Source organism: Chromatiaceae bacterium (genome assembly GCA_016714645.1).
In the GTDB taxonomy this organism is placed as follows: Bacteria; Pseudomonadota; Gammaproteobacteria; order Chromatiales; family Chromatiaceae; genus M0108.
On the sequence record JADKCI010000004.1, the window covers coordinates 219,403 to 233,625 of the forward strand.

Annotated in this window: 15 protein-coding genes; 7 read left to right on the top strand and 8 right to left on the bottom strand. The window is 63.2% G+C overall.

Annotated elements, in window-relative coordinates:
- The first annotated feature begins 70 nt into the window (after positions 1-70).
- From IPN92_12865 to IPN92_12885, 5 genes are all read left to right on the top strand, one after another.
- Positions 71-538, top strand: coding sequence for a DUF2384 domain-containing protein (locus IPN92_12865; GenBank protein MBK8639111.1), 468 nt, complete (start codon positions 71-73; stop codon positions 536-538).
- A 98-nt stretch (positions 539-636) separates the two neighbouring features.
- Positions 637-960: a DUF2782 domain-containing protein gene (locus IPN92_12870; GenBank protein ID MBK8639112.1), complete on the top strand. Its 324-nt coding sequence runs from the start codon at positions 637-639 to the stop codon at positions 958-960.
- Between the two features lie 26 nt (positions 961-986).
- Complete coding sequence (locus IPN92_12875) at positions 987-2,006, top strand: amino acid ABC transporter substrate-binding protein (protein ID MBK8639113.1); 1,020 nt, start codon at positions 987-989, stop codon at positions 2,004-2,006.
- 47 nt (positions 2,007-2,053) lie between these two features.
- A complete protein-coding gene (locus IPN92_12880) occupies positions 2,054-3,295 on the top strand; it encodes a DUF1015 domain-containing protein (GenBank protein MBK8639114.1) in 1,242 nt (413 codons plus the stop codon).
- 137 nt (positions 3,296-3,432) lie between these two features.
- Positions 3,433-5,682, top strand: a complete 2,250-nt coding sequence (locus IPN92_12885; protein ID MBK8639115.1) for a bifunctional (p)ppGpp synthetase/guanosine-3',5'-bis(diphosphate) 3'-pyrophosphohydrolase — start codon at positions 3,433-3,435, stop codon at positions 5,680-5,682.
- Between the two features lie 238 nt (positions 5,683-5,920).
- Here IPN92_12885 and IPN92_12890 read toward each other — a convergent pair whose 3' ends face one another.
- Complete coding sequence (locus tag IPN92_12890) at positions 5,921-6,355, bottom strand: host attachment protein (GenBank protein ID MBK8639116.1); 435 nt, start codon at positions 6,353-6,355, stop codon at positions 5,921-5,923.
- Positions 6,356-6,694: 339 nt separating this feature from the next.
- On the opposite strand from IPN92_12890, the gene IPN92_12895 reads away from it, so the two are divergent.
- Entirely contained in the window at positions 6,695-7,435 is a 741-nt protein-coding gene (locus IPN92_12895; protein ID MBK8639117.1) for a hypothetical protein, read from the top strand.
- A gap of 103 nt (positions 7,436-7,538) precedes the next feature.
- Here the strand turns inward: IPN92_12895 and IPN92_12900 are convergent, their stop codons facing one another.
- Together IPN92_12900 and IPN92_12905 are read right to left on the bottom strand one after the other, a co-directional pair.
- Positions 7,539-8,711, bottom strand: coding sequence for an AI-2E family transporter (locus IPN92_12900; protein MBK8639118.1), 1,173 nt, complete (start codon positions 8,709-8,711; stop codon positions 7,539-7,541).
- Positions 8,712-8,818: 107 nt separating this feature from the next.
- The gene (locus IPN92_12905; GenBank protein MBK8639119.1) at positions 8,819-9,268 is read right to left on the bottom strand and encodes a DUF1134 domain-containing protein; all 450 of its coding nucleotides are present in this window, start codon (positions 9,266-9,268) and stop codon (positions 8,819-8,821) included.
- A 341-nt stretch (positions 9,269-9,609) separates the two neighbouring features.
- Here IPN92_12905 and IPN92_12910 point away from each other — a divergent pair, with 341 nt between their 5' ends.
- Entirely contained in the window at positions 9,610-9,795 is a 186-nt protein-coding gene (locus IPN92_12910; protein ID MBK8639120.1) for a hypothetical protein, read from the top strand.
- Positions 9,796-9,837: 42 nt separating this feature from the next.
- Here IPN92_12910 and IPN92_12915 read toward each other — a convergent pair whose 3' ends face one another.
- The 5 genes from IPN92_12915 to IPN92_12935 all read right to left on the bottom strand — a co-directional run bounded on the left by IPN92_12915 (position 9,838) and on the right by IPN92_12935 (position 13,755).
- Positions 9,838-10,320 (bottom strand): molybdenum cofactor biosynthesis protein MoaE, encoded by a 483-nt coding sequence (locus tag IPN92_12915; protein MBK8639121.1) that lies wholly within the window; start codon positions 10,318-10,320, stop codon positions 9,838-9,840.
- Positions 10,321-10,333: 13 nt separating this feature from the next.
- Positions 10,334-10,648, bottom strand: a complete 315-nt coding sequence (locus IPN92_12920; GenBank protein ID MBK8639122.1) for a hypothetical protein — start codon at positions 10,646-10,648, stop codon at positions 10,334-10,336.
- 112 nt (positions 10,649-10,760) lie between these two features.
- Positions 10,761-11,462 carry an anaerobic ribonucleoside-triphosphate reductase activating protein gene (locus IPN92_12925; GenBank protein MBK8639123.1) on the bottom strand — a complete coding sequence of 234 codons (702 nt, stop codon included), beginning with the start codon at positions 11,460-11,462 and terminating at the stop codon, positions 10,761-10,763.
- 21 nt (positions 11,463-11,483) lie between these two features.
- Positions 11,484-11,675 (bottom strand): hypothetical protein, encoded by a 192-nt coding sequence (locus IPN92_12930; protein MBK8639124.1) that lies wholly within the window; start codon positions 11,673-11,675, stop codon positions 11,484-11,486.
- Positions 11,676-11,742: 67 nt separating this feature from the next.
- Positions 11,743-13,755: a ribonucleoside triphosphate reductase gene (locus IPN92_12935; GenBank protein MBK8639125.1), complete on the bottom strand. Its 2,013-nt coding sequence runs from the start codon at positions 13,753-13,755 to the stop codon at positions 11,743-11,745.
- Positions 13,756-14,223: the final 468 nt, after the last annotated feature.

Genomic DNA, 14,223 nt, shown 5'->3' on the forward strand with positions numbered 1-14,223 from the left:
TGGCGGGCCTTGCCCGCAACCTTGACTTACTCGCGGCAAGCCTCGTCCTTCTACTCATCCGGAATACGCCATGACTCAAGCCCCGCCCTCCACCGCCGTCCTGACCCCCGAGGAACGCCTGTCCATCACCCGTCACATCATGGCCCTCTTCGGCGACTGGGGGCTGGGGCCGAGCGATATCCTGGCCCTGCTGGCCCTGCCGGCAACGGTCAAGACCCGTCATGTGTCGCGCTTCCTTGATCAGGAGCCCTTCCCGGACGATGCCACGGTCAACCGCCGTCTGGGTTATCTGACGCGGATCGAGCAGGCCCTGGGCACCTATTTCCCCCGCAACCCGGAGATGCGCTCCCTCTGGGTAAAGCGCGGCAATCGTCGCTTTGGCAGCCGTCCCCCCCTGGCCGTGATGATCGAGGACGGGGAGGGCGGTCTGGTGGCCGTGCTCGCCCATCTGGACTGTACCTTCGCCTGGGATGAAACCGGCTCCAAGACTGAATATGCCGAGCGCAAGGTGCCCGCCACGGAGGCGCTCGCCTCATGAAGCAGGAGCCGGGCGCGCCTCACGCACTTACCCGGGCGCGGGGCCGCATCCTTCCTGGTACCATAGCCCCGAATTAAATGCCCAGGGCCGCGCCTACCATGCCCCATCTCCGTCTCCTTGCCCAGCTTTTGCCGGCCTTGGGCCTGCTTCTGGCCCCTTTGGTCCTTGCCAGTCAAATCGATGGGCTGGATCTGAGTGTCCACGAGTCCGATATGGCTCCCGACGTTACCCTCCATGAGCACCAGAACCGGACCATTCAGGAGTACCGCATCAATGGCCGCCTCTATAAGGTCAGGATTACTCCGAGGGTGGGTCCGTCCTATTACCTGATGGACCAGGACGGATCGGGCGACATGTCCTGGAACAGTGGCTCCGGGCCCGCCACGACCCAGGTACCCCAATGGGTCCTGATGAGCTGGTAAACCCCCTTTCGGACAGGAGAATCTCAATGAGACAAGTAGCCAAGTGGGTGACCGGCATTCTGCTCGCCGGTGCCCTGTGCCAGTCCGTGGCGGCGGGCACCCTGGAGAACGTCAAGGGCCGCGGCAAGGTCAAGTGCGGCGTCAATGGCGAGGCCCCGGGGCTGTCCTTCAAGGACGCCGCCGGGCATTGGAGTGGTATCGACGTGGATTTCTGCCGCGCCGTGGCGGCGGCGACCCTGGGTGCCAAGGACAAGGTGGAGTTCGTCCCGCTGACCGTGGCCGATGCCCTGGGGGCCCTTGCCAAGGGACAGGTCGATCTGGTCTCGCGCAACCTGAGTTGGAACCTGGAGCGTGACTCCGCCGAGGGCGTGACCTTTGTGGGCGTGCTCCTCTTCGACGGTCAGGGTTTCATGACCCGGCGCGACACGGGCATTCTCAGCGCCCTGGAGCTGGATGGCAAGTCGGTTTGTGCCATCATCGGGTCCACCAGCGCCGACCATGCCCGCCGTTATTTCGACCGGCATCGCATGTCGCTCGATCTGCGTCTCTTTCCCGATATGAATGCCGCGCGCAAGGCCTATCTGGGGGGCGAATGTCAGGTCCTGACCAGCGATTACACTCAGCTCCACGGCCTGCGCGTGGCCATGGACACGGGGCGTGACCACCGGGTCCTGCCCGAGATTGTTTCCAAGGAGCCCCTGAGCCCCGCCGTGCGCGAGGGTGATGGCCGCTGGTTCGATATCGTGCGCTGGACCCTCTTCATCATGATCGATGCCGAGGAACTGGGCATAGATTCCCGTAATGTGAAGCGGGCCCAGGAAGATGCCAAGGTCGGGGATACCCGCTTGCTGCTGGATGTGGAGGGCAAGGTAGCCAAGGCTCTGGGCCTGGACAAGGACTGGGTCATTCGCGTCATCGGCCAGGTCGGCAATTATGGCGAGCTCTATGAGCGCAACCTGGGTGCCCAGTCGCCACTCATGATTCAGCGCGGCTATAACGCCCTCTGGAACGATGGCGGCCTGCTTTACGCGCCGCCACCCCGTTAAGGATCCCGGCCTCCTGGCTCTCAACCCAAACTGGAAAACCGCCCATCATGCCTCTGATCAAGCCCTTCGCCGGACTGCGCCCGGCCCCAGGTCGCGCGGCGGAGGTGGCCGCGCCCCCCTACGATGTGATGAGTGCCGACGAGGCGCGCGCCATGGTGGCGGGGCGGCCCTGGAGCTTTCTCCATATTTCCCGCCCCGAGGTGGATCTGCCCCCGGATACGGACCCCTATGCGCCGGAGGTCTATGCCAAGGCCCGGGAAAACCTGGAGCGCATGCTGGTGGAGGGCGTGCTGGAGCGGGACCCGACCCCCTGTTATTACGTCTATCGCCTGACCATGGGCGAGCATGTCCAGACGGGCCTGGTCACCGCCGCCTCGGTGGCGGCCTATGACGCGGATCGCATCAAGAAGCACGAATTCACCCGGCCAGTGAAGGAAGACGACCGGGTGCGGCAGATCGATGCCCTGGATGCCCAGACGGGCCCCGTCTTTCTGGTCTATCGCGCCACCCCGAGCATTGACGACCTCCTGGTCGCCGTCAGCAGGCAGCCCCCGGCGGTCGACATCCGCGCCGCGGGCCAGGTACGTCACGAGATTTGGGTGGTGGCCGACGAGGGCCTCATCCGGTTGCTGTCGGCGGCCTTCGAGGCCTTGCCGGCCCTCTATGTGGCCGACGGTCATCATCGTTCCGCCGCCGCCTCCCGGGTCGCGGCGGCGCGCAAGGCCGCCCCTGCGGGGCATGGCGGTAAGGCGGCCTATAACTATTTCCTGGCTGTCGTCTTCCCCCACAACCAGATGCAAATCATGGACTACAACCGGCTGGTCAAGGACTTGCACGGCCTGGATAAGGAGGGATTCCTGAGTCGGGTGGCGGTGCCCTTTCGTGTCGAGCCGAGCGCCACGCCGGTTAAGCCCGCCAGAACGGCCGAGTTTGGCATGTACCTGGATAGCGCCTGGTATCGGCTGACCCTGGATGCGGGGCGCATCCCCTGGGACGATCCCGTGGGCCGACTCGACGTCAGCCTGCTCCAGGATAATCTGATCGAGCCCATCCTCGGCATCATCGATCCCCGGCGGGATGAGCGCATCAACTTCGTCGGCGGTATCCGTGGCCTGGAGGGCCTGGCCGGTCCCGTGGACGAGGGCCACTATCGGGTGGCCTTCTCGCTGTTCCCCACGCGCATGACGGAACTTATGGCCGTCGCCGACGCCGGGGAGGTGATGCCGCCCAAATCCACCTGGTTCGAGCCTAAGTTGGCGGACGGGCTGGTGAGTCATGTGCTTGATTGAGTGGCGGTGGGCCCTGGGTTGCGCCAAGACGCGGCCCGTGGCCATGGGCGGCGTCACGCCTTAGCCGCGCGCGCCCCCTGTACTAGGTACTAGGGGCCGGTAAGGCCCACCCCTCCTCCATGGCCTAGGCTGATCCCATGGTAACACCAGTTTATAATCTCCCCGAGGACCCCGCGGACGATGCGGCGGCCATCGAACACTGGCTCGCGGCGCTGCCGGAACAATACGGCGAGGGGGATCGCGCCCGCCTCCGCGACGCCTGTGCCCTTTTGCTGGGCTGCCGGGGCCGCCAGACCCTGGAGACGGGGGAGACCCAGATCCGCTATCGCCTGGCCACCGCCGATATCCTGGCGGGGATGCGCCAGGACGCCGACACCCTGATCACCGCCCTGCTCAACGGCTGCCTGGAAGCGGGCGACATGACCGAGGTGGGTCTGTCCCAGCGCTTCGGACCCGGCATTGGACGCATGGTGGGAGACCTGCGCCGCATCGGCCAACTCGCCAATGTCGAGGCGGTCATCGCCGCCAAGGAGCAGGACCGGCACGAGGAAAATCTGCGCCGCCTGCTGCTCGGTATCGCCGAGGACGTGCGCGTCGTCCTGGTGGTGCTGGCGGAACGCCTGCATCTCATGAGGAGCATCAAGGACCTGGATGAGGCGCGGCGGCGTAAGCTGGCCACCGATACCCGGCGGGTCCATGCCCCCCTCGCCAACCGGTTGGGCGTCTGGCAGGTCAAGTGGGAACTGGAGGATCTGGCGCTACGCTACCTGGAACCCGAGGCCTACCGGCGCATCGCCCAACTCCTGGGCGACAAGCGCGTGGAGCGCGAAGCCTACATCGCCCATGTCATCGCCCTGCTCAGGTCGAAGTTCGCCGAGGCCGGGGTGCGTGCCGATATCACAGGACGACCCAAGCATATCCATAGTATCTGGCGCAAGATGCAGCGCAAGGGCGTGGACATCGAGCAGATCTTCGATCTGCGCGCGGTGCGGATCCTGGTCGACAGCATTGCGGATTGCTATGCCGCCCTGGGCCTGGTCCATGGTCTTTGGCGGCATATCCCCAAGGAGTTCGACGACTACATCGCCACCCCCAAGGGCAACATGTATCAATCCCTGCACACGGCGGTGGTGGGGCCCGGGGACAAGTCCCTGGAGGTGCAGATCCGCACCTGGGACATGCATCGTCACGCCGAGCTGGGCGTAGCCGCCCATTGGGCCTACAAGGAGAGCAAGGGCGCGGATGCCGCCTTCCAGAACCGCCTGGTCTGGATGCGTCAATGGATGGAACTGCTGAACGAGGGCGAGGACGACGGAGATTTTCTTGAACGCTTCAAGACGGAGTTCGAGCCCGCCCATGTCTATGTGCTCACGCCCCAATCCAGGGTCATCGATCTGCCCCGCGGCGCCACGCCCCTGGATTTTGCCTATGCCATCCATTCAGAGATCGGTAATCGCTGCCGGGGCGCCAAGATCGATGGTCGTATCGTCCCTCTCAACCAGACCCTGCGCAGCGGTCAGACGGTCGAGATCATCACCCAAAAGAACGCCACCCCCAGCCGCGACTGGCTCAGCATCCATCAGGGCTACCTCAGGACCGCGCGGGCGCGCAACCGGGTGCGTCTCTGGTTCAAGCAACAGGATTACGACCGCTATGTAGCGGAGGGTCGCGCCCTGCTGGAAAAGGAGTTGGCCCGTCTCGGCGTCGAGACCCGGCTGCAGCTCGATCCTATTGCCCAAAAGTGCAATTTCCACAAGGGGGATGACTTGCTCGCCGCCCTCGGGCGCGGCGACCTCTCGCCGGGCCAGATCGCCCGGCAGTTGGGGGAGCTGGCGGGTCCGGTGGATAAGGGGCGCGAGGAGTTGGTACCGGAGGACCTGGTCACCCAGCGGCGCGACCGGCGGCGCAAGAAGCCGCTGCGCCCCGGTCGGGGACGCCAGGAGGTGGTGGCCGAGGGTATCGACGACCTTATGACCCACATGGGCCATTGCTGCAAGCCGGTACCAGGGGATGCCATCGTCGGCTATATCACCCGTGGCCGGGGCCTCACCGTCCACCGCCGGGATTGCGACAACCTGCGCCAACTCGCCGCCGCCGAGCCGGCCCGCCTGATGGAGGTGGCCTGGGCCGAGGCCAGTCCCGAGGACGCCTATCCCGTGGATCTCATCATCGTCGCCGCCGACCGCAAAGGCCTGTTGCGCGATATCTCCGCCGTCTTCTCCGAGGCCGACCTCACCCTGCTGGGTGTCAATACCAGCACGGACCGCACCAGCGATCGGGCCACCATGCGCTTTACCGCCGAGGTCCGGGACATGGACCAACTCGAGACCCTCCAGTCCCGGCTGCGCCAGATCCCGGATGTCATCGCGGTGAGACGGCCCCGCTGAGACCTGGGGTGCTACGACGGTCCCGGTCGCGCCCTGTCTAGCCGCCGGGCGCGCCCCAACACCGGCGCGGGGCCGGCACCCGCCGCCAAACCGCCGCAAGCCTGGGGCTTACCAGGTCGCAGGGCTGGCCAAGGTCCGCGGCGTTCAGGGTGATGCCGGGTTCCATGTCATCTCATCCCGCGAGTCCAGGCCCCACGGGGCCTGGGCGGCGGCCCATGGCGGGGCCGGCCCCGGGAGTCTAGAGGTATTCGGGCAGGTACTTGCGGATGCTGGCCAGGTCTTGGGCGGCCAGGTTCTTGTCAAGTTCCGCCGTGATGCATTGCTTGAGGGCGGCGGATTGGTGTTTGCGCAGGAGACCGAGAAAGGCTGGGGCCGCCAGGATATAGAGTTTATGGAGGGTGCCGGCGGCGCGAGCGGCGTCAAGTTCTTCACAAATGGCGAGGGCGAAGCGGTCCGCGCCATCCTGCTTGTGGGAGGCATCGGCACCCACGCCGTGGGCGGTGCCGCTGCTGGGGTTGCGATCGCGGCCGGTCTTGTCGGAGACCAGATCGCCCTCGTGCAGCCGGGCCTCGGGGTTGGCGAGGTCATGGGTCTCGGTGAGGGGGCCGGAGGGTTTATCGGCGGTAAAGAAGCGGGCGCGGCTGTTGTCGGCAACTATTACCCAGATGACCATGATGGTTCTCCTGCTCCTGATGGAACGCGGCCCGGTTGAACAGGCGGCGCCGTGGGTTTGGGACAGGGTGCTGGCGGGGTTGGCCCAGCCACCCTCTCTGACTTGAGTTTAACAGGCTGACGGCGGGCCGGTGAAAAGGATGCGGCGCCCGGGAGTCCTGCGGAGGCTGTTCATTCCAGACTGCTGGCGGTCGCTAAACCGGCGCGGTTGGATAAGGCCTGAGGGGGTGTTTTTTTATGCGGACGGGATAGAATGCCCATGCACCGTCTGCTGGCCCTGGCGCGTTAATGGGCGGTCGCGATTGACCGTTACCCCTATTCACCGCATCGAGATATCACCATGATCCAGTTCTCCGCGCGCTTCGCCCATGGCGCCGCTATCGCGACCCTCTCGGTCACTCTATTGACATCCGGGCTGCTTTTCAATCCTTGCGCCAACGGGCGGGATTTTGGTGGCGGTGGCTTCCGCGGCATGGGCGGGGGTGGCCTGGATCGTGGAGGCTATCATTTTGGTGGCGATGACATGGGAGGATATCGGGGTTCACATCCCATGTTCGGCGATGGCGCGCGTCCTCAGTGGGGCGACGACAAAATCGATCAGCACAATGTCACCATTAATGACCAGCACAACATCAATGCCGACCACAATTTCTACAACCGGCCCTATAACGGCTGGCACCCCAATTGGTCCAACGGCGGCTATTGGGCGCATCGCCCCTGGAATGCGGGCTGGTATCGGTGGGCACCGACGACTTGGGGCTGGTGGGGCGGCAGCGCCGCCGCCTGGGGGCTGGCAGGCCTGGCGACGGGGGTTGCCATCACCGAGTTGGTGAACAATGCCGCTGCCCAGCAATCCACCATCATCGTCGTGCCGCGGAGTGATTATCAGCTCAACTACGGTTCGGTGGAGGCGGTGGGAAGCCAGGGTGCGAGCTTCTCTTACGCGGTTTCGGGGGGCGCGAATCTGCAGGGGGCGGTGAATTGCCATCAGGGCCTGCTCAATGGCCAGGTGCCACAGACCGCCGCTGACGCCCAATTGGTCAATGCCGTCTGCCAGGTGGCCTTCGGTTCCGCGGGCTAGCTCATCAAGACTCGATCAAACCGGGCGCCTTGAACCATTCATGGCGCCTGTAGTGGGCCGAGGCCCGGGCATTCAGGCCAGGGGGTGCCCTGTCAGGGCTATTTCAGGTTAGCTGGGTGCCGGCTTTGGATTCAGGTTCGGCAGCGGCTGCGGGCCGGGCTTTGAGATCTGTTCCGGTTGCGGCGTCTGTTGGCCGCTCTTCCTGTAACCAGGCCAGGAGCAGTTCGTAGCCGAGAACCAGCACCACAGCTCCGACGAAGAGGCCGATGATGCCCTGGCCGATGAAGCCCCCAATGGCCCCTACGAAGATAACGGGCATGGGCACCGAGATGCCCTGTCCCAGCAGTATGGGCTTGAGAATGTTGTCGATGCTGCCGACGAAGAGGGTCCAGATCAAGAAAAGCACCGCCGTGGTGGTGCTGGCGGTGTAGAAGAGATAAATGGCGGCGGGCACCATGACCGGGAAGACACCCAGTTGGATGGTACTCAGTACCAGGCCGATCAAGGCCCACAGGCCGGCGGCCGGCACCCCGGCGGCCAGCATGCCCAGTCCCGCCAGCGTCGCCTGAATCATGGCCACGCCCAGAATGCCACGGAATACGCTGCGTACCACGGCTCGGGACAATTGGGCGAACCTGAAGCCATGACTGCCCGCCAGACGCAGGGCGATGCTGTGGACCAGGTTGCCGGCCTCTTCGCTCTTGGCCAGAAATACCGCGGCGATGAAGATGGCGAAGATGAAATGCAGGATGCTGATGCCCGCGTCCTTGGCGAAGCCGAGGGCCCATTCGCCCACCATCCGCAATTGGGGTTCGATCATGCGCAGGGCGTCTTCCAGGTTTGATGACGCCGTTTTCCAAAAATCTTCAATATCGGGGCCTACCAAGGGGATGTAGGTCAGGTCGGGGGCGGGTGGGATGATCAGTTTTCCGGCCTCGAAGCCGCGGGCCAGACTCTCGGCGCCTTGGACCAGGGTTCCGCTCAGCATGACAATGGGCACTATGAGCCCCAGGAGCGCGATCAAGATGAAGAGGGCCGAGGCGATGACCCGGCGGTTGCCCGCGAGGCTGAGCAGGGCCTGGTAGCCTGGGTGGACGGCGATGGCAATGATGATGCCCCAGGCGAGTGGCGCCAGGAAGGGCCGCATGATGGCGAAGCAGAGGGAAATCCACAGGGCCAGCAGGCTGATGCGGATCGCGATCTCAACCGCCCGGTCCACGGCTTCGTGACCGCTGCTCAAGGATTTGCCTGGGGGAGGGAGAGGGGTCTCCGCCATGGGTTGCCTTTCCTGTTAGCCGGATAGTTAGGGGTTTGCGGGAATTGGGTAGGGCGGGCCACTGCGTGGTCAAGGGTTGGCCGGCCTGGTGGGTCTGGATGCCTGGATCAGGGCTCCATCTTGACCGTCACGCCGCTGGAACTCAGGTTGAACTGCAGCCCCTGGGAGGTGGACTGGAGGCGCATGATGACGCCATGCTGGTTTTTGAGGATGGTGCCACCGACGCCGCCGGCGAGGGTGATGGCGCCTTCCAACTGCACATAGGTGCCCGGGAAATCAGCCAGCTTTTTCAGGTCGTAGACCTCGCCCACCGCCGAGATCTTGGAGGCCCCAAAATTGGCGCCGGCGCTGATGCCATTGATCTTGAAGTCATGCTTCTTGCCCTGGAACTTGAGTTCGCCCTTGCCGAAGCTGCCGCCGACGATAAAGGCAATCTGGGTTTCGTCGATGTTTACGCTGCCAGATGGCTTTTTAGGGGTTTCGGCCAGGGTCGCGCCACTCACGAATAAGGCCAGTCCCGCCAGGGCGGAGGTAAAGAATTCACGGCGGTTGATCATGTAACAACTCCCAATAAGGTGAGAAGGAGGCTAGAGCTAAGTCGCCTAGGTAGATGCGGGAACCGGGCCCGAGGCGGATGATTCATCACCCCGAACATTAACACAATCGCTCGGGGAACGAGTCGGTTGGATGCTTCCGTAGCAGAGCGGAGGAACGGGTTCATGGGGTAAAGGATTGCCATCCATCCGCCGATGCCGTGGCTTTTGACAGGCAGTTCCGCAAGGAAAATTGTCGCGGGCGCCCTGTTACCTGCTTTAATGTCTATATTCCAAGCGCTGGCGGCCCATTACCCTGGGCGCCGATTGTTCCGGCGTCGCAACTTGACCGAGAGGAAACACCCATGTCTGGACTCGAGCAAATCGAAATCGCGAAATATAACAAGGAACTGGTCGGCGATGTTCGTCATCTGGTCAGTAAGTACTGCCGCATCATGTCTTGGGAAGTGCCGGAACTTGATGAGAAGGAGGCGAGTCGTCTTATTTTTAGCGCCCTAAGGTCTGCCCTGGACGAGGCCGAAAAGGGTTAAGGCTGTCGGATCGGGCTGGATGGCGCGGCTTGGGGCGGGGACTTAGTCCCGACCCCTATTATGAGCCGAGGTCGTCCAGCGGGAATCGGCAACCGCATCGCTGGCTCGGGGCTGGACCCAACTTTCGCCCGTTGGGGTCGTCTCCTTTTTCCAGAGAGGGGCCTTGGTCTTGAGCTGGTCGATCAGGAATTCGCAGGCGCGAAAGGCCGGTCCCCGATGGCTGGCGGCAACGGCGACGAGAACGATGGGATCCTGGGGTTCCAGGACCCCGACGCGGTGCAGAATGCGGACGGCATCGAGGGGCCAGCGGCTGGCTGCCTCCTCGGCGATCACCGCGAGGGCCTTCTCGGTCATACCGGGGTAGTGTTCCAGGGTCAGGCGGCTGACGGGGTTGCCCTCGTTGAAGTCGCGCATCAGGCCTATGAAGCTGACCAGTGCCCCGATTTGGGTCTGACCTAGCCAGAGGGTGCGTTGCTCCTCGGGGAGATCGAAGGGTTCGGCCTGGACCCGGATATCAAGGAACATACTCAGGTCTGATTTAGGCGGACTGTTCGGAGGGGACCAAGGGGTTCAGGGTGTCGGGAGGCCCTACCTCCACGATCTGGCTGGTTGGGACGAAGCTGAAGCCGCAGACCTGGGACGTGAGGTTCTCCTCCGCCGTGCGGGGATATTTGCGGCAACTCGGCGGGCGAAAGGTGTAAATAGCGCACATGCTCAAGCCGTCCGCGTCATAGCGCAGAAAGGGGCAGGGATAGGGCAGCTTGCAGCACTCACCGCAGCGGTTGCAGTCGCCGACACGGTTAGGGGCAACCGGCAACAGCGAAGTCGCAAGGCGCTTGATTTTCTTCTTCATTGACATGGACTGAAAGGTAACTGGGAACTGGGCTTGGGTCGGATTGAACCGCGGTCTGGATTGCCAATTGGGGGCAGGGCGAGGCCAATCAAAGCCCTCTTAACGCTTTATGCTACCGTAAGACGAAGCGGCGGAATAGAGCCTCTCCAAGTTTTGCATAGGTTTCCGGCGGGGGCGAGGCAGGTGATCCGGTGATCCGCGCGTCCTGCTGGCGGCGATGGGTTTCTCGGCAAGTCTGGAGCCCGTAGTCCTGGACCCCCGCATCGGCCAAGCGGCGCATCAAGGTCTCCATCCCACGGGCTAGCCGCCAGTCTGGAGGCAGGGTCGTCCTGACCTCTAGGGGGACGCCCGCCGCGATGAGCCGGCGCAGGCTCTTCCAGGCGCGTTCACCGGAACCCACCGCCCCGGTGATGATGGGGTAATCCTCGGGCAAGGCCTTGATATCCAGCCCAACCCAGTCCAGGAGCGGCACCAGTATCCCCAACTGTTCGGGATAGATGCCCGCCGTGTGCAGGCCAATCTTAAAGCCCATCGCCTTGACGTGAGTCAGGGCGGCGGGCAAGGCGTTTTGCAGGGTGGGTTCGCCGCCTCCGAAGACCACGGCATCCAGGAGCCCTTGGCGACGTTCCAGAAATGCCTCCACTTGGCTCCAGGGGATGGCATGGGTGCCGTCGGGCGGCAGCAGATGCGGGTTGTGACAGTAGGAGCACCGCCAAGGGCAGCCCTGGCAGAAGATCACCGCCGCCAGTTCCCCGGGATAGTCCAGACTGGTCAGGGGGGTAAGACCGCCGATGCGCAACGCGTCCTTGTCCATGCCCTTATCCCTTGGCGCTGCTCAATCGCATTTTTTCACTTCAAGGCACCCCGGGGCCGGCCGTTGCTCGACAAAATAGCGCCGCTCCTGGTGCTCGGAGCGCTTGCCGGCGTTGAAAGCGGCCACTGGGCGATGGTAGCCCATGACGCGGGTCCAGACTTCGCAGCGGGTACGATCTTCGTCCGTGAGCGGGATGTTGGGGTTAGTCGACATGGTGGTGCTCTCCTGAATAAGTTTTGAAAAGGATTCGCCCATGGCGAGGGTTCTCTGCGGTCTGGCACTACTTGCGGGCCATGATTTCCTGGTCACAGTGGGGGCAGAACTCATGCTCGCCCGGGAGATAGCCATGGTTGGGGCAGATGGAAAAGATGGGCGTGATGGTGATGTAGGGCAGGCGGAAGTGGGTCAGAGCGCGGCGGACCAGGCGTTTGCAGGCCTCGGGGCTGGATATGTGCTCGCTCATGTAGAGGTGGAGTACGGTACCGCCCGTGTATCTGCTCTGGAGCTCCTCCTGTAACTCCAGAGCCAGGAAGGGATCATCCGTGTAACCGACAGGAATCTGAGAGGAATTGGTGTAGTAGGGTGCATCCGCCGAGCCGGCCTGAAGTATGCCCGGGAGGCGCTTGCGGTCCTCCCGGGCGAAGCGATAAGTGGCACCCTCCGCAGGGGTGGCCTCCAGGTTGTACATATGGCCGGTCGCCTCCTGGAACTCCACCAGCCGCGCCCGCGCCCGGTCGAGAAAACGCAGGGCCAGTGCCTGACCCGCGGTGGAGGTGATGTCCTCCCGGTCCTGGGTGAAGTTCCGGACCATTTCGTTCAGGCCATTCACCCCGATGGTGGAGAAGTGGTTGCGCAGGGTGCCGAGGAAACGCTTGGTATAAGGAAAGAGGCCATCATCCAGGTGGCGCTGGATGACCTTGCGCTTCATCTCCAGGCTGTCGCGGGCCAGATCAAGCAGCTGGTCCAGGCTGGCCAGGAGGCAGGCCTCGTCGCCGGCATGGGCATGGCCCAGACGCGCGCAATTGAGGGTCACCACCCCTAGGGATCCCGTCTGCTCGGCGGAGCCGAAGAGGCCATTGCCGCGCTTGAGCAGTTCCCGCAGGTCGAGTTGCAGGCGGCAGCACATGGATCTGACCATGTTGGGTCTGAGTTCGGAATTGATGAAATTCTGAAAGTAGGGCAGGCCATATTTGGCCGTCATGGCGAAGAGGCGCTCGGCGTTTTCACTGTCCCAGGGAAAGTCCTCGGTCATGTTGTAGGTGGGAATGGGGAAGGTAAAGATGCGACCCTTGGCATCGCCCGCCGTCATGACCTCGATATAGGCGCGGTTGATGAGGTCCATCTCCCGCTGGAGATCGCCATAGGCGAAGGGCTGTTCCTCGCCAGCGATGATGGGTATTTGTTCGCGCAAATCCTCCGGGCAGATCCAGTCAAAGGTGAGATTCGTGAAGGGCGTCTGACAGCCCCAGCGGGAGGGCACGTTCAGGTTATAGATGAGTTCCTGGATGTACTGACGAACCTGCGAATATTCCAGCAGATCCTTGCGTACATAGGGCGCCATATAGGTATCGAAGCTGGAGAAGGCCTGGGCACCGGCCCATTCATTCTGAAGGGTGCCGAGGAAATTGACGATCTGGCCGATGGCGGATGACATGTGGCGCGGCGGGCCGGATTCGACCTTACCCGGCACACCATTGAAGCCCTCATGTAATAAGGTGCGCAGGGACCAGCCGGCACAATAGCCGGCCAGCATGTCGAGGTCATGGATATGGATGTCGCCCGCACGATGGGCTTCACCGATCTCGGGGGGATAAACGTGCGATAGCCAATAGTTGGCGATCATCTTGCCCGAGGTGTTCAGAATGAGGCCACCCAGGGACCAGCCTTGGTTGGCATTAGCGGAGACGCGCCAGTCGGACCTGTCCAGATATTCGTCGATGCTGGCGGCGGCGTCCACCAGGGTGCGGCGATCCGAGCGCAGCTTGCGGTGCTGTTCCCGATAGCGGATATAGGCTCGGGCCGTTTCGAAGTGGTCATCCGCGATGAGGGTCTGCTCCACCAGGTCCTGGATGGCCTCGATATCCGGCACACGACCATTATGGAAGCGGTGGCTGAGCACTTTGACGACTTGGGAGGTCAGGCGCTCGGCCTCCCGAGCCCCGAATTCGCCACTGGCCCGCCCCGCTCGTTCGATGGCCGAGCGAATCTTGCTGGCCGCGAAGGCGACCTGCGTACCATCGCGCTTGAGGATGCGGGTGGGCAAGGTGGCGAGCCTTGGCTGGACGTTAGGCATGAGCGATAACCTGGGTAAGCACAATATATAGTGGTTAAGATTATACGAAACTCAAGATGTGGGTCTTGACCCAAGTCAAGCTAGAGCCGGTGATCGGGTCTGCGGGTGCCGCCGAGTCTGGGAGGGCCGCCGAGTTTGCCGGATTGTGCGGGGCGTTACGGCTTGGGTGTGGGTCACCCCCGTCGGGAGGGTTCGCCAAATCTCTCCTGGCGCTTGGGTTGGGGGATACCCGCCATGCCCCCGGGTCTCCAGGGTGGCGAGGGACCCTTCCGGTAATGAGGCTTGACCTAATTCGATCGGAGCGAATGAGTGTGCGGGTATCCTGACGATACCCTTGACTTGAGTTTAAATAGCCGGGTTGATCGTCTTGGGAGTCACTGAATGGTCATTAAAGACGGCGTGGTTTCCATGGGGAGTTGACAATATAAATTTTTGGTTTAAATTAGCGGTCCTATTACCGTATCGGGT